The organism is Streptomyces sp. NPDC059080, assembly GCF_042739975.1.
GTDB lineage: Bacteria > Actinomycetota > Actinomycetes > Streptomycetales > Streptomycetaceae > Streptomyces > Streptomyces benahoarensis.
In genome coordinates, this window is the sequence record NZ_JBHYGX010000014.1 from 78,684 (window position 1) to 94,034 (window position 15,351).

The following is a 15,351-nucleotide window of genomic DNA, read 5'->3' on the forward strand; positions in this document are numbered from 1 at the left end:
GGGCAGCCACGCGATGTGGAGGCCCGGGAACGGCGCGTAACCTTCCGGCCGCCGGGGTTTCCCCGCTCCCGGGGTGGGGAATACCCGGCGGTCCACCCCGGTTTTGGGAGATGCGACAAGTCCTGGCAGACTGGACCGTCGGCCCCGGTTCACGTGACGCAAATCCGCGGCACGACCCGGAGCACTCCCGAACCTAGGAGATCCCCTTGAAGCGCGACATCCACCCGGAGTACGTCGAGACGCAGGTCAGCTGCACCTGTGGCGCGTCCTTCACCACCCGTAGCACCGTCGAGGGCGGCAGCATCCGCGCCGACGTCTGCTCCGAGTGCCACCCGTTCTACACGGGCAAGCAGAAGATCATGGACACCGGTGGCCGTGTGGCCCGCTTCGAGGCCCGCTTCGGCAAGGCCGCCGGTTCGGCCAAGAAGTAGCGACCCGCAAGGCGCCGGTTGCCGGTCGCCCCTCCGAGGGGCGACCGGACCGGCGTTTTGTCGTCCAGGCCACGGACCCGGCCGGGGGTCCGGCACGCCGCGGCTGCCCAGCCGCACCAGGTGACCGGCACCCGGAAACACCAGTCAGCTAAGGAACCCCACGATGTTCGAGGCGGTCGAGGAACTGATCGGCGAGCACGCCGGTCTGGAGAAGAAGCTGGCCGACCCCGCGGTCCACGCCGACCAGCGCGAGGCCATGCGGCTCAACAAGCGCTATGCCGAACTCACCCCGATCGTCACCACCTACCGTTCCTGGAAGCAGACCGGTGAGGACAGGGAGACCGCGCGCGAGTTCGCCGCGGACGACCCGGACTTCGCCGACGAGGTCAAGGAGCTCGACGCCCGGCGCGACGAGCTGACCGAGAAGCTGCGGCTGCTGCTCGTCCCCCGCGACCCGAGCGACGACAAGGACGTCATCCTGGAGGTCAAGGCCGGTGAGGGCGGCGAGGAGTCCGCACTGTTCGCCGGTGACCTGCTGCGGATGTACCTGCGCTACGCGGAGCGGGCCGGCTGGAAGACCGAGATCCTGGAGGCCAACGAGTCCGACCTCGGCGGCTACAAGGACGTCCAGGTCGCCGTGAAGACCAAGGGCGGCGGCGGGGCCACCGAGCCCGGCCAGGGTGTCTGGGCCCGCCTGAAGTACGAGGGCGGCGTGCACCGCGTCCAGCGCGTCCCCGCCACCGAATCGCAGGGCCGCATCCACACCTCCGCCGCCGGTGTGCTCGTCACGCCCGAGGCGGAGGAGGTCGAGGTCGAGATCGGCCCCAACGATCTGCGGATCGACGTCTACCGCTCCTCCGGTCCCGGCGGCCAGTCCGTCAACACCACCGACTCCGCGGTGCGCATCACCCACCTGCCCACCGGCATCGTCGTCTCCTGCCAGAACGAGAAGAGCCAGCTCCAGAACAAGGAGCAGGCCCTGCGCATCCTGCGCTCGCGGCTGCTGGCCGCCGCCCAGGAGGAGGCCGAGCGCGAGGCGTCCGACGCCCGCCGCAGCCAGGTCCGCACCGTCGACCGCTCCGAGCGCATCCGGACGTACAACTTCCCGGAGAACCGCATCTCCGACCACCGCGTCGGCTTCAAGGCGTACAACCTGGACCAGGTGCTCGACGGCGAGCTGGACCCGGTCATCCAGGCATGCGTGGACGCCGACTCGGCGGCCAAGCTCGCCGCCGCCCAGTAAGACCCGCACCACCCGCACGCCCGCACGACCGGCTGGAGGAACCCGTGAACCTGCTGCTCGCCGAGGTGGCCCAGGCCACCCAGCGGCTGGCCGACGCCGGGGTGCCCTCACCGCGCTTCGACGCCGAGGAGCTGGCCGCGCATGTGCACGGCGTCAAGCGCAGCCAACTGCACACGGTGGCCGACGCGGACTTCGACGCCCGGTACTGGGAGGCGATCGCCCGCCGCGAGGCCCGCGAACCGCTCCAGCACATCACCGGCCGCGCGTTCTTCCGCTACCTCGAACTCCACGTCGGTCCCGGCGTGTTCGTGCCCCGCCCGGAGACCGAGTCGGTCGTCGGCTGGGCCATAGACGCGGTGCGCGCCCTGGACGTCGTCGAACCGCTCATCGTCGACCTGTGCACCGGCTCCGGCGCCATCGCCCTCGCCCTCGCGCAGGAGGTGCCGCGCTCCACGGTGCACGCCGTGGAGCTGTCCGAACAGGCCCTGACATACGCCCGGCGCAACGTCGAGGGCTCGCGGGTCAACCTCCACCACGGCGATGCGCTGACCGCGCTGCCCGAGCTGGACGGCCAGGTCGACCTGGTCGTCTCCAATCCGCCGTACATCCCGCTCACCGAGTGGGAGTACGTCGCCCCCGAGGCCCGCGACCACGACCCCGAGCTGGCGCTGTTCTCCGGTGAGGACGGCCTGGACACCATCCGGGGCATCGAGCGGACCGCGCACCGGCTGCTGCGGCCCGGTGGGCTCGTCGTCATCGAGCACGCCGACACCCAGGGCGGCCAGGTGCCGTGGATCTTCGCCGAGGAACGGGGCTGGGCCGACGCGGCCGACCACCCGGACCTGAACAACCGGCCCCGTTTCGCCACCGCGCGCCGGGTGACGCCATGACGGCCGCCCCGACGCCCGATGTATCCGTTCCGCACGAGGAGGACCGTTAAATGGCACGGCGATACGACTGCAGCGACGCGACCGACCGCGCGACCGGTCTGCGTGAGGCCGCGTCGGCCGTCCGCCGCGGCGAGCTGGTCGTCCTGCCGACCGACACCGTCTACGGCATCGGGGCCGACGCGTTCAGCGCCGACGCCGTCGGCGATCTGCTGGCGGCCAAGGGCCGCGGCCGCGGTATGCCCTCGCCGGTCCTCATCGGCTCGCCCAACACCCTGCACGGCCTGGTCACCGACTTCTCCGAGCAGGCGTGGGAGCTGGTCGACGCGTTCTGGCCCGGCGGTCTGACCCTCGTCGCCACCCACCAGCCGTCGCTGACCTGGGACCTCGGCGAGACCCGCGGCACCGTCGCGGTACGCATGCCGCTGCACCCCGTCGCCATCGAACTGCTCACCGAGTTCGGCCCGATGGCGGTCTCCAGCGCCAACCTCACGGGACACCCCTCCCCGCAGGACTGCGACGCCGCCCAGGAGATGCTGGGCGACTCCGTCTCCGTCTACCTCGACGGCGGCCCCACGCCCGCCGCCGTGCCGTCCTCGATCGTCGACGTCACCGGCCGCATCCCGGTGCTGCTGCGCGAGGGCGCCCTCAGCGCCGAGGAGCTGCGGAAGGTCGTGCCCGAGCTCGAGGTGGCCAATTGATGGCGCCCCTGGGGCGCGGCATAACGGGGCCCGGCGAGACCGCCTTCCCGTCGGTGCCGCCGTCCGGCTACGCCGCCGTCCAGGCCCGCGCCGCGGCGCCGGTCGTGCCCGCCCGCTTCCGGATCCTGCACGTCAGCACCGGCAACGTCTGCCGCTCGCCGATCACCGAGCGGCTGCACCGCCACGCGCTCGACCTGCGCCTGGGCGGTGCGGGCACCGGCGGCCTGGTGGTGGAGAGCGCCGGCACCTGGGGCCATGAGGGCGCGCCCATGGAGACGCACGCCGCGACGGTCCTCGCCGACTACGGCGCCGACCCGGCCGGGTTTCTGGGCCGCGAACTGCTCGACGAGCACGTCATCCGCGCCGACCTGGTCCTGACCGCCACCCGCGACCACCGCGCCCAGGTCATCTCGATGGGCCACTCCGCGGGCCTGCGCACCTTCACGCTGAAGGAGTTCAACCGGCTGGTGCGGGCGATAGACCTGGCCACCCTGCCGGAGCCCGACCCGGAGCTGCCCGACTGCGGCCTGGTCGAGCGGGCCCGCACCCTGGTCGGCGCCGCCGCCGCGCTGCGCGGCTGGCTGCTGGCGCCCGACCCGGAGTCCGACGAGGTCCACGACCCGTACGGCGCCCCCATCACCTTCTTCCGCTCCATCGGCGACGAGATCAACCAGGCCCTGGACCCGGTGGTCACCGCCCTCACAGGGGTTCCGGCGCGGGCGTAGGGGGTGCGTGCGGGCGGGCACCTGGCGGGTGCCGGCGCTCGCGCTCCTGGCTCGCCGTACGCCGGGCCATCCGTGGCCCTGGCCCGCCCTCGTAGCCGCCTCTCCCGGCCGTCTCCCGGCCCCGCGGCGCGGCCCGTACGCCCGGGCCCCGCCGCCGCGCCCGATCGCCGCACCGCGCCTACATTGGACGTGAGTCCCCGCACGAGGCCCGGAGCGTGCCATGTCCGCCACCACCGCGTCACCCCGCAGCACGTCACCGGCCGACGCGCGCCCGGGCACCTCGCCGGGCGCCGGAACGGCTGCCGACGCCGGGGCGTTCCCGGCGGATTTCGCGGCGCTGGCCGCCGCCGACCCGGAGATCGCCGGGGTGCTGGTCGGCGAGAGCGCCCGGCAGAGCGAGACGCTTCAGCTGATCGCCGCGGAGAACTTCACCTCGCCCGCGGTCCTCGCCGCCCTCGGCTCCCCGCTCACCAACAAGTACGCGGAGGGCTATCCGGGCGCCCGCCACCACGGTGGCTGCGAGATCGTCGACCTCGCCGAGCGGATCGCCGTGGAACGCGCCAGAGCCCTTTTCGGCGCCGAACACGCCAACGTCCAGCCCCACTCCGGGTCCTCGGCCGTCCTGGCCGCCTACGCCGCCCTGCTGCGCCCCGGAGACACCGTTCTGGCCCTGTCCCTGCCGCACGGCGGACACCTCACCCACGGTTCGCCCGCCAACTTCTCCGGCCGCTGGTTCGACTTCGCCGGATACGGCGTCGACGCGGCCACCGGCCTCCTCGACCTCGACGAAGTCCGCGCCCTGGCCCGCGAGCGCCGTCCCAAGGCCCTGGTCTGCGGCTCGATCGCCTACCCGCGCCATATCGACTACGCCGCCTTCCGCGATATCGCCGACGAGACCGGCGCCTACCTCATCGCCGACGTCGCCCATCCCGCCGGGCTGATCGCCGGGGGAGTGGCGCCCAGCCCGGTGCCGTACGCGGATGTCGTCTGCGCCACCACGCACAAGGTACTGCGCGGGCCGCGCGGCGGGATGATCCTGTGCGGCGCGCGGCTCGCGGAGCGCATCGACCGGGCGGTGTTCCCGTTCAGCCAGGGCGGCGCGCAGATGAACTCCGTCGCCGCCAAGGCCGTCGCCTTCCGCGAGGCCGCCACCGACGCGTTCCGCGGCTACGCCCGGCGGACCGTCGCCAACGCCCGTGCGCTCGCCGCCGCCCTCGCCGACCAGGGCCTGACGCTCTCGACCGGCGGCACCGACACCCATCTGATCGTCGCCGACACCGCACCGCTGGGCCTCGACGCCGGCACGGCCCGGGCGCGGCTGGCCGCCGCCGGGATCGTCCTCGACACCTGCGCGCTGGCCTGCCCGGACGGCACGGCCCGGCGTACCGGCATCCGCCTGGGCAGCGCGGCGGTGACGACGCAGGGGATGGGCGAGGCGGAGATGGCGCGGATCGCGGGGCTGATCGGGGCCGCGCTGCGCGGGGACGCCGCGGTCCGCCCGCGCACCGCGGCGCTCGTCGGCGGTTTTCCGCCGTATCCCGGCCGGAACTGAACGGGAACCGCGCGCGGCCCCCCTCCGTCACACACCGCGGGGACGGTTACGGACGTCCGTCACCCGGCAGCCCGCCACCTGTGTGTACGCCGTGGTCGTGGACCCGCATAGGGTGTGGGGCTGTGATGGCCAGCTATATCTGTGGGGCAGCCCGTGCGTGAATACCTGCTGACGCTGTGCGTCACGGCCGCGGTGACCTATCTGCTGACCGGCCCGGTGCGCAAGTTCGCCATCGCGGCCGGGGCGATGCCGGAGATCCGGGCCCGTGATGTGCACCGCGAGCCGACTCCCCGGCTCGGCGGCATCGCGATGTTCGGCGGGTTGTGCGCGGGCCTTTTGGTGGCCTCCCATCTGACCAATCTCAAGAGCGTCTTCGCGGACTCCAACGAACCGCGCGCCCTGCTCTCCGGCGCCGCGCTGATCTGGCTGCTGGGCGTCCTGGACGACAAGTGGGGCGTGGACGCGCTGGTCAAGCTCGGCGGCCAGATGGTCGCCGCGGGTGTGATGGTCCTCCAGGGCCTGACGATCCTGTACATCCCGATCCCGGGCGTCGGCACGTACTTGCCGTCGCCGACGCAGGGCACGTTGCTGACCGTCGCGCTGGTCGTCATCACGATCAATGCGGTGAACTTCGTCGACGGTCTCGACGGTCTCGCCTCCGGCATGGTGTGCATCGCCGCCGCGGCGTTCTTCATGTACGCGTACCGCATGTGGTTCGGCTACGGCATCGAGGCGGCGGCGCCCGCGACGCTGTTCTCGGTGGTGCTGATGGGCATGTGCCTGGGCTTCCTGCCGCACAACATGCACCCGGCGCGGATCTTCATGGGCGACTCCGGGTCGATGCTGATCGGCCTGGTGATGGCGGCCGGAGCGGTGTCGGTGACCGGTCAGGTCGACCCGGACCTGCTCAGCCTGAAGACCGGCGGTATCCGCGAGGCGACGCATTCGATGGTGCCGGTCTACATCCCGCTGCTGCTGCCGCTGACCGTCATCGCGGTGCCGGTCGCCGACCTGATCCTGGCGATCGTCCGGCGTACCTGGAACGGCCAGTCGCCGTTCGCCGCGGACCGCGGACACCTCCACCACCGGCTGCTGGAAATCGGTCATTCCCACAGCCGCGCTGTCCTGATCATGTACTTCTGGTCGGCGCTGATCGCGTTCGGCGCGGTCGCGTACTCGGTCAACAACGCGAGCATGTGGATCGTCCTGGGCATCGTGCTGCTGAGCGCGGTCGGGCTGGTGCTGCTCCTGCTGCCGCGGTTCACGCCGCGGGCGCCGATGTGGGCGCAGCGCATCGTGCCGCCGCGCTACCGCAGGATCGTCCGCCCGGAGCCCGCCGAAGCGGCCTCGGGGGAGCCCGCCGAGGGCGTGCGGGAGGAGCGGGACGAGGCGCGGGAGGCGGTCGCCGCGGGGCTGCACGGCGCCACCGCGATCGGCGAGCGGTCACGCTTCGTGGACCGCCGCCGGGCGGACAGCCACCGCTGAAACTCGTGTGCGACGTCATGGACGTCCGTCAACTGCGTCGCTAAATCGGGTGACTTGGTCCTATAGCAGACAAAGCGCCGCCTGTCGCTGCACCAACGCGCGGGGTCACGCTCACGTGTGACAGGCAGCACACCATAGAGGTAAAGACCTCATCAAATAGTTTGTGATACCGTTCACGAGACTCGGCGACAGGGCCGAAGGTCCCCACAGCGCGGGGCCTTTGGGCTCAGCAGGTTCTTCCGCCGGCCGGGTCTACGCTCGTCCCTGACGAACACACCCCCACCCCGTGCCGGAGCGCCGCCATGCAGTCGAATGACGCCCGACTTCTCGTCTATGCCCTCGTGCCCACGCTTGCCGCCGGCGTCGTCGCCGTCGCGGTCAGTGCCGCGCTCGTCGGTGGCGCGGGGGCCGTCGGTGCCGTGATCGGCACCCTGTTGGTGGTCCTCGTCATGGGAGCGGGGCTCGTCGTCCTCCAGCAGACCGCGAAGAATTACCCGCAGCTCTTCCAGATGATGGGCCTTCTGCTCTACTCCGTGCAGATCCTGCTGGTCGCGGTCTTCCTGCTGACTTTCAAGGACACAACTCTCTTTGATACGAAGGCATTTGCCTTCACGTTGCTCGGCGCCACCCTCGTGTGGATCGCGGCACAGACCCGCGGTCACATGACGGCGAAGATTCTCTACGTGGACCCTGACTCCGCAGAGGCGAAGAAGGCGGAGACGGCGGGGTCGCCGACGTGACACGTAGGGCCGGAATAAAAGCCCGATCGCGGGCCTGCTATCGTCCGGTGCCAACTACGGCACAGTTGGCGCAGGCGGCTGAGCACCCGAGTTCCACGAGCTGGAGCCGGTGGGCCTCGTGGCCGATGCCTGCGATCCGACCCGGCCCAGCGCCGAGACGCCGCCCCCTAATCCGCAAGACCAGTCCAGTGCCGCTCCGTGGCTCAATGCCGCGCCGACACAACGAGGTTGCCGTACCCATGCGCCACGCTGAAGGAGCCCGCGGTGAGTGCTGAAACGATGCTCGCCTTCGACACGGAGTGCCACCTCTTCATCCCGGGGTGTGGCTTCGAGGCCCCGGGCCTTCATTCGTTCGTCTTCGAACCGCTCTTCACCATCGGCGGCTTCAATTTCAACAAGCCGATGCTGCTGGCTCTGCTGAGCACGGTCGTCGTGGTGTGGTTCTTCTGGGCCGCCTTCGGCCGCGCGAAGGTCGTGCCGGGCAAGCTCCAGATGGTCGCTGAGGCGGGTTACGACTTCGTGCGCCGCGGGCTCGTGTACGACGCGCTCGGCAAGAAGGAGGGCGAGAAGTACGTCCCCTTCATGGTCTCCCTGTTCTTCTTCGTGTGGATCATGAACCTCTGGTCGATCATTCCGGTCGCCCAGTTCCCGGTGACCTCGGTCATCGCCTTCCCCGCGGGTCTGGCCCTGATGGTCTGGGTCCTGTGGATGTTCCTCACCTTCAAGAAGCACGGCTTCGTCGGCGGCCTGAAGAACATCACCGGCTACGACAAGTCGCTGGGCGCGGTCCTGCCGCTCCTGATGGTCATCGAGCTCTTCTCGAACGTGCTCATCCGGCCCTTCACCCACGCGGTGCGACTCTTCGCGAACATGTTCGCGGGCCACATGCTCATCGTGATGTTCACCATCGCCAGCTTCTACCTGGCGAACGGCGTCGGCTTCGTCTACGCGGGCGCCTCGTTCGTGATGACCATCGTGATGACCGCTTTCGAGCTGTTCATCCAGGCCGTCCAGGCGTACGTCTTCGTCCTCCTGGCCTGCAACTACGTGCAGGGCGCGCTCGCCGAGCACCACTGAGCACCTCGCCTGCCTCACCACCCAGACGTCCGGTGGCCAACCCCCACCGGTACTTGAAAGAGAAGGAAGAACCGGCATGTCCGCTCTCCAGACCCTCGCCTCCGCAGACGCGTTCACCGGCAGCGCCAGCGCGATCGGTTACGGCCTGGCCGCCATCGGCCCCGGCGTCGGCGTCGGCATCATCTTCGGTAACGGCACCCAGGCCCTGGCCCGCCAGCCCGAGGCCGCGGGCCTGATCCGCACCAACCAGATCATGGGTTTCGCCTTCTGTGAGGCGCTCGCCCTCATCGGCATCGTCATGGGCTTCGTTTACAAGTAAACGAAACGCACCGACGATCCCCTTAGACGGAAGGCATTGACGTGACCCTGGTCAGCCTGGCGAGTGAGGTCGAGGTTCCCGAGAACCCGCTCATCCCGCCGATCCCAGAGCTTGTCATCGGCCTGATCGCCTTCTTCATCGTCTTCGGTTTCCTCGCCAAGAAGCTCCTCCCGAACATCAACAAGGTTCTGGACGAGCGCCGCGAGAAGATCGAAGGCGGCATGGAGAAGGCGGAGGCCGCACAGGCCGAGGCCCAGCAGGTCCTGGAGGACTACCGGGCCCAGCTCGCCGACGCCCGCCACGAGGCCGCGCGCCTGCGCCAGGAGGCGCAGGAGCAGGGCGCGACGCTCATCGCCGAGATGCGCGCCGAGGGCCAGCGGCAGCGTGAGGAAATCATCGCTGCCGGTCACGCCCAGATCGAGGCCGACCGCAAGCAGGCCGCGCAGTCCCTGCGCCAGGACGTGGGCAAGCTCGCCACCGACCTGGCCGGCAAGCTCGTCGGCGAGTCCCTCGAGGACCACGCCCGGCAGAGCCGGACCATCGACCGCTTCCTCGACGAGATCGAGGCCAAGGCGGCGTCGGACACGACGAAGGCTGAGGCCGGCCGATGAACGGAGCGAGCCGCGAGGCACTCGCCTCCGCACGCGAGCAGCTCGACGCGCAGACGGACAACGCATCCGTCGACGCGACGAAGCTCGCCGAGGAGCTGGCTGCCGTCACCGCTCTGCTCGACCGCGAGGTCTCGCTGCGTCGGGTCCTGACCGACCCGGCGCAGTCCGGCGAGGCGCGGGCCGAGCTGGCCGACCGGCTGCTCGGCACCAAGATCGGCGGTCCGGCCGCCGCCCTGGTGTCCGGCATGGTCCGGTCCCGCTGGTCGCGTTCGCGTGACCTCGCCGACGCGATGGAGGAGCTGTCCTACAGCGCCGACCTCGCCGCGGCACAGCGGTCCGGCCGGCTCGACGACGTCGAGGACGAGCTGTTCCGGTTCGGCCGGATCCTCACCTCCAACGGCGACCTGCGCCGCGCACTGACCGACCGCAACGCCTCGGTCGCCGCCAAGAGCGAGCTGGTGACCACGCTGCTGGGCGGCCGGGCCAACCCGGTGACCACACGCATCGTGGGCCGGCTCGTGGCCCAGCCGCGAGGCCGTAGCCTGGAAGCAGGGCTCGATGCCCTCTCCAAGCTGGCCGCGCGCCGGCGCGACCGCATGGTCGCGGTGGTCACCACGGCGGTGCCGATGGACGAAGGACAGCGCACGCGCCTCGCAGACGCGCTGGCCGCGGTCTACGGACGGCAGATCCACCTGAACCTCGACGTGGACCCCGAGGTCCTCGGCGGTGTGCAGGTCCGGATCGGCGACGAGGTCATCAACGGGAGCATCGCGGACCGCCTCGACGAGGCGGCACGGCGGATGGCCGGCTGACCCAGCCACCAACTCAAGAGCTGCACCACCGGTGGCAGGGCACCGGCACCGACGGGCCGGACCGAGAGGTCCAGCCGCGGCCGGGAGCCCGCACCGGGAGACAGCACAAGCACGACGGCGGCCCGAGTTGGGCCGTAGGCGGAAACCCCCTGGGGACGTAACCCCAGACCCCCGCAAGTAACTTCGGGCCCAACAAGGAGAGCAGGGAACCCAGATGGCGGAGCTCACGATCCGGCCGGAGGAGATCCGGGACGCGCTGGAGAACTTCGTCCAGGCGTACAAGCCGGACGCGGCCTCGCGCGAGGAGGTCGGCACGGTCAGCGAGGCCGGTGACGGCATCGCGAAGGTCGAGGGCCTTCCCTCGGCGATGGCGAACGAACTGCTGAAGTTCGAGGACGGCACCCTCGGTCTCGCGCTGAACCTCGAAGAGCGCGAAATCGGTGCGGTCGTCCTCGGCGAGTTCAGCGGTATCGAGGAGGGCCAGCCGGTGCAGCGCACCGGTGAGGTGCTCTCGGTCGCCGTGGGCGAGGGCTACCTCGGCCGCGTCGTCGACCCGCTGGGCAACCCGATCGACGGCCTCGGCGAGATCGAGTCCGAGGGCCGCCGCGCCCTGGAGCTGCAGGCTCCGGGCGTCATGGTCCGTAAGTCGGTCCACGAGCCGATGCAGACCGGCTACAAGGCCGTCGACTCGATGGTCCCGATCGGCCGTGGCCAGCGTCAGCTGATCATCGGCGACCGCCAGACCGGCAAGACCGCCCTGGCCGTCGACACGATCATCAACCAGCGCGACAACTGGCGCTCGGGCGACCCGAAGAAGCAGGTCCGCTGCATCTACGTCGCCATCGGCCAGAAGGGCTCCACCATCGCGTCCGTGCGCGGTGCGCTGGAGGAGGCCGGCGCCCTGGAGTACACCACCATCGTCGCCGCCCCGGCGTCCGACCCGGCGGGCTTCAAGTACCTGGCGCCCTACACCGGTTCGGCCATCGGCCAGCACTGGATGTACGCCGGCAAGCACGTCCTGATCATCTTCGACGACCTCTCGAAGCAGGCCGACGCCTACCGCGCCGTGTCCCTGCTGCTGCGCCGCCCGCCGGGCCGCGAGGCGTACCCGGGTGACGTCTTCTACCTGCACTCGCGTCTGCTGGAGCGCTGCGCGAAGCTCTCCGACGAGCTGGGTGCCGGTTCGATGACGGGCCTCCCGATCGTCGAGACCAAGGCGAACGACGTGTCGGCGTTCATCCCGACCAACGTCATCTCCATCACCGACGGCCAGTGCTTCCTGGAGTCCGACCTGTTCAACGCGGGCCAGCGCCCGGCGCTGAACGTCGGTATCTCGGTCTCCCGTGTCGGTGGCTCCGCCCAGCACAAGGCCATGAAGCAGGTCTCCGGCCGTCTCCGTGTGGACCTCGCCCAGTACCGCGAGCTGGAGGCGTTCGCCGCCTTCGGTTCCGACCTGGACGCCGCCTCGAAGGCCCAGCTGGAGCGCGGTAAGCGCATGACCGAGCTGCTCAAGCAGGGTCAGTACGCCCCGTACCCCGTCGAGAACCAGGTCGTCTCCATCTGGGCCGGTACCACCGGCAAGATGGACGACGTGCCCGTCGAGGACATCCGCCGCTTCGAGCGGGAGCTCCTGGACTACCTGGGCCGGGAGAAGAAGGACCTGCTGGTCAGCATCGTCGAGGGCGGCAAGATGTCCGACGACACCATCCAGGCGCTCACCGATTCCGTCGCCGCCTTCAAGCAGCAGTTCGAGACCTCGGACGGCAAGCTTCTCGGTGAGGACGCTCCGGTCAGCACCGCCAAGTGACGACGGAAGGGACCTGATCCATGGGAGCCACGCTCCGGGTCTACAAGCGTCGCATCCGCTCCGTCACCGCGACCAAGAAGATCACCAAGGCGATGGAGATGATCGCCGCCTCGCGCGTCGTCAAGGCGCAGCGCCAGGTGGCGGCATCGACGCCGTACGCGAGTGAACTGACCCGCGCGGTGACAGCGGTTGCCACCGGCTCGAACACCCAGCACCCGCTCACGACCGAGGCGGAGCGGCCGACCCGCGCCGCGCTGCTGCTCATCACGAGCGACCGCGGTCTGGCCGGCGGCTACTCCTCCAACGTCATCAAGGCCGCGGAGCTGCTCACCAAGCGGCTCCGGGCCGAGGGCAAGGAGGTCGACGCCTATATCGTCGGGCGCAAGGGCGTGTCGTACTACGCCTTCCGCGAGCGGACGGTGCAGGAGTCGTGGACCGGCTTCACCGACAGCCCGACGTACGCCGACGCCAAGGCGGTCGCCGCACCGCTGATCGCCGCCGTGCAGAAGGACACCGCCGAGGGAGGTGTGGACGAACTCCACATCGTCTTCACGGAGTTCGTGTCGATGATGACGCAGACGGCACTCGACGACCGGCTGCTGCCGCTCAGCCTCGGTACCGCCGCGGGCGAGCAGGAGGAGCCGGCGAAGAGCGGGGAGATCCTTCCCCTCTTCGAGTTCGAGCCCTCGGCGGAGGACGTCCTCGACGCCCTGCTGCCGCGGTACGTCGAGTCGCGGATCTACAACGCGCTGCTCCAGGCCGCCGCCTCGAAGCACGCCGCCACGCGGCGCGCGATGAAGTCGGCCACCGACAACGCCGAAGAGCTCATCAAGTCGCTCTCGCGGCTTGCCAACGCGGCCCGCCAGGCCGAAATCACCCAGGAAATCAGCGAGATCGTCGGTGGCGCCAGCGCCCTGGCCGACGCGACCGCGGGGAGTGACTGACAACTATGACCACCACTGTTGAGCCGACCGCCGCGTCGGGCGTGGCCGCAGGCCGCGTCGCGCGGGTCATCGGCCCGGTCGTCGACGTGGAGTTCCCCGTCGACGCGATGCCGGACATCTACAACGCGCTGCACGTCGACGTCGACGACCCTGCCGAGCAGGGCACGACCAAGACGCTGACCCTTGAGGTCGCCCAGCACCTGGGTGACGGCCTCATCCGGGCGATCTCGATGCAGCCCACCGACGGTCTGGTCCGCCAGGCCGCGGTGACCGACACCGGTGCGGGCATCACCGTGCCCGTCGGTGACATCACCAAGGGCAAGGTCTTCAACACCCTCGGCGAGATCCTGAACAAGCCCGAGGAGGCCGCCCAGGTCACCGAGCGCTGGCCGATCCACCGCAAGGCCCCGACCTTCGACCAGCTTGAGTCCAAGACCGAGATGTTCGAGACCGGCGTCAAGGTCATCGACCTGCTGACCCCGTACGTCAAGGGCGGCAAGATCGGTCTGTTCGGTGGTGCCGGTGTCGGCAAGACCGTTCTGATCCAGGAAATGATCTACCGCGTGGCCAACAACCACGACGGTGTGTCGGTGTTCGCCGGTGTCGGTGAGCGCACCCGTGAGGGCAACGACCTCATCGAGGAGATGACGGACTCCGGCGTCATCGACAAGACCGCGCTGGTCTTCGGCCAGATGGACGAGCCGCCGGGCACCCGTCTGCGCGTCGCCCTGGCCGGTCTGACGATGGCGGAGTACTTCCGTGACGTCCAGAAGCAGGACGTCCTCTTCTTCATCGACAACATCTTCCGGTACACCCAGGCGGGTTCCGAGGTCTCCACGCTGCTCGGCCGTATGCCGTCCGCGGTGGGTTACCAGCCGAACCTGGCGGACGAGATGGGCCTCCTCCAGGAGCGCATCACCTCGACCCGTGGTCACTCGATCACCTCGATGCAGGCGATCTACGTCCCCGCGGACGACCTGACCGACCCGGCGCCGGCCACCACCTTCGCCCACCTGGACGCGACGACCGTTCTGTCCCGTCCGATCTCGGAGAAGGGCATCTACCCGGCGGTGGACCCGCTGGACTCGACGTCCCGCATCCTGGACCCGCGGTACATCACGCAGGAGCACTACGACTGCGCGATGCGCGTCAAGACGATCCTGCAGAAGTACAAGGACCTCCAGGACATCATCGCGATTCTGGGTATCGACGAGCTGGGTGAGGAAGACAAGCTCACCGTCTACCGCGCCCGTCGTATCGAGCGGTTCCTCTCGCAGAACACCCACGTCGCGAAGCAGTTCACCGGCGTCGACGGTTCGGACGTCTCGCTCGACGAGTCGATCCACGCCTTCAACGCCATCGCGAACGGCGAGTACGACCACTTCCCCGAGCAGGCATTCTTCATGTGCGGTGGCATCGAGGACCTGGAGAAGAACGCCAAGGAGCTGGGCGTCTCCTGACCCCGGCTTCGGCACCGGGGGCGGCCCTGGCCGCCCCCGGCCCGTACGACCACTAGTATTTGACCCAACATCTGCCGGACCCGGCAGGTGGAGACCCGAGGAGCCATCGTGGCTGAGCTGCACGTCGAGTTGGTCGCAGCAGACCGGCAGGTCTGGTCCGGTGAGGCCAGCCTGGTCGTCGCGCGCACCTCGTCGGGCGACATCGGCGTCATGCCCGGACACCAGCCGCTGCTCGGCGTGCTGCAGTCGGGCCCGGTGACGATCCGTACGACCGGCGAGAGCGGGGACGGTACTGTCGTCGCCGCGGTGCACGGCGGCTTCATCTCGTTCGCCGACAACAAGCTGTCTCTGCTCGCGGAGGTCGCCGAGCTGTCGGACGAGATCGATGTCCAGCGCGCGGAGCGGGCACTGGAGCGAGCGAAGTCGGACGCTGACGCGGCCGCCGAGCGTCGCGCCGATGTCCGGCTGCGTGCGGTGACGGGCGTTCACTGAGCCCCGTCACCGACGAGATCGATCCTCAGCCGCGGGCTGCCCGGAGACTTCCGGAGCGGCCCGCG

The 15,351-nt window shown here is 70.0% G+C and carries 16 protein-coding genes; all 16 read left to right on the top strand.

Annotated elements, in window-relative coordinates; genetic code table 11:
- The first annotated feature begins 206 nt into the window (after positions 1-206).
- The 16 genes from rpmE to ACFWWQ_RS14435 all read left to right on the top strand — a co-directional run bounded on the left by rpmE (position 207) and on the right by ACFWWQ_RS14435 (position 15,286).
- Complete coding sequence (gene rpmE, locus ACFWWQ_RS14360; RefSeq protein WP_384595363.1) at positions 207-431, top strand: 50S ribosomal protein L31; 225 nt, start codon at positions 207-209, stop codon at positions 429-431.
- Positions 432-594: 163 nt separating this feature from the next.
- Positions 595-1,674 carry a peptide chain release factor 1 gene (gene prfA / locus ACFWWQ_RS14365; RefSeq protein ID WP_384595366.1) on the top strand — a complete coding sequence of 360 codons (1,080 nt, stop codon included), beginning with the start codon at positions 595-597 and terminating at the stop codon, positions 1,672-1,674.
- Positions 1,675-1,718: 44 nt separating this feature from the next.
- On the top strand, positions 1,719-2,564 hold the full coding sequence (gene prmC, locus ACFWWQ_RS14370; protein WP_384595369.1) for a peptide chain release factor N(5)-glutamine methyltransferase: 846 nt from the start codon (positions 1,719-1,721) through the stop codon (positions 2,562-2,564).
- A 50-nt stretch (positions 2,565-2,614) separates the two neighbouring features.
- The gene (locus ACFWWQ_RS14375) at positions 2,615-3,262 is read left to right on the top strand and encodes an L-threonylcarbamoyladenylate synthase (RefSeq protein ID WP_143940220.1); all 648 of its coding nucleotides are present in this window, start codon (positions 2,615-2,617) and stop codon (positions 3,260-3,262) included.
- Positions 3,259-3,987: a protein-tyrosine-phosphatase gene (locus ACFWWQ_RS14380; RefSeq protein ID WP_384595374.1), complete on the top strand. Its 729-nt coding sequence runs from the start codon at positions 3,259-3,261 to the stop codon at positions 3,985-3,987. Before ACFWWQ_RS14375 ends, ACFWWQ_RS14380 begins: the two co-directional genes overlap by 4 nt.
- Before the next feature lie 220 nt (positions 3,988-4,207).
- On the top strand, positions 4,208-5,539 hold the full coding sequence (glyA, locus tag ACFWWQ_RS14385) for a serine hydroxymethyltransferase (RefSeq protein WP_384595378.1): 1,332 nt from the start codon (positions 4,208-4,210) through the stop codon (positions 5,537-5,539).
- Positions 5,540-5,680: 141 nt separating this feature from the next.
- Positions 5,681-7,024, top strand: coding sequence for an MraY family glycosyltransferase (locus ACFWWQ_RS14390; protein WP_384595381.1), 1,344 nt, complete (start codon positions 5,681-5,683; stop codon positions 7,022-7,024).
- A 302-nt stretch (positions 7,025-7,326) separates the two neighbouring features.
- Positions 7,327-7,764 (top strand): hypothetical protein, encoded by a 438-nt coding sequence (locus ACFWWQ_RS14395; protein WP_384595384.1) that lies wholly within the window; start codon positions 7,327-7,329, stop codon positions 7,762-7,764.
- A 279-nt stretch (positions 7,765-8,043) separates the two neighbouring features.
- Positions 8,044-8,841: a F0F1 ATP synthase subunit A gene (gene atpB / locus ACFWWQ_RS14400; RefSeq protein ID WP_384595529.1), complete on the top strand. Its 798-nt coding sequence runs from the start codon at positions 8,044-8,046 to the stop codon at positions 8,839-8,841.
- 76 nt (positions 8,842-8,917) lie between these two features.
- Complete coding sequence (atpE, locus tag ACFWWQ_RS14405; protein ID WP_143940224.1) at positions 8,918-9,160, top strand: ATP synthase F0 subunit C; 243 nt, start codon at positions 8,918-8,920, stop codon at positions 9,158-9,160.
- A 47-nt stretch (positions 9,161-9,207) separates the two neighbouring features.
- Entirely contained in the window at positions 9,208-9,771 is a 564-nt protein-coding gene (locus tag ACFWWQ_RS14410) for a F0F1 ATP synthase subunit B (protein ID WP_384595532.1), read from the top strand.
- Entirely contained in the window at positions 9,768-10,583 is an 816-nt protein-coding gene (locus ACFWWQ_RS14415) for a F0F1 ATP synthase subunit delta (protein WP_384595388.1), read from the top strand. Before ACFWWQ_RS14410 ends, ACFWWQ_RS14415 begins: the two co-directional genes overlap by 4 nt.
- A gap of 214 nt (positions 10,584-10,797) precedes the next feature.
- Positions 10,798-12,390, top strand: coding sequence for a F0F1 ATP synthase subunit alpha (gene atpA / locus ACFWWQ_RS14420; RefSeq protein WP_384595391.1), 1,593 nt, complete (start codon positions 10,798-10,800; stop codon positions 12,388-12,390).
- A 20-nt stretch (positions 12,391-12,410) separates the two neighbouring features.
- Positions 12,411-13,334, top strand: coding sequence for a F0F1 ATP synthase subunit gamma (locus ACFWWQ_RS14425; protein ID WP_384595394.1), 924 nt, complete (start codon positions 12,411-12,413; stop codon positions 13,332-13,334).
- Between the two features lie 5 nt (positions 13,335-13,339).
- Positions 13,340-14,794, top strand: coding sequence for a F0F1 ATP synthase subunit beta (gene atpD, locus ACFWWQ_RS14430; protein ID WP_384595397.1), 1,455 nt, complete (start codon positions 13,340-13,342; stop codon positions 14,792-14,794).
- A gap of 108 nt (positions 14,795-14,902) precedes the next feature.
- Entirely contained in the window at positions 14,903-15,286 is a 384-nt protein-coding gene (locus ACFWWQ_RS14435) for a F0F1 ATP synthase subunit epsilon (protein ID WP_030981912.1), read from the top strand.
- Positions 15,287-15,351 lie beyond the last annotated feature (65 nt).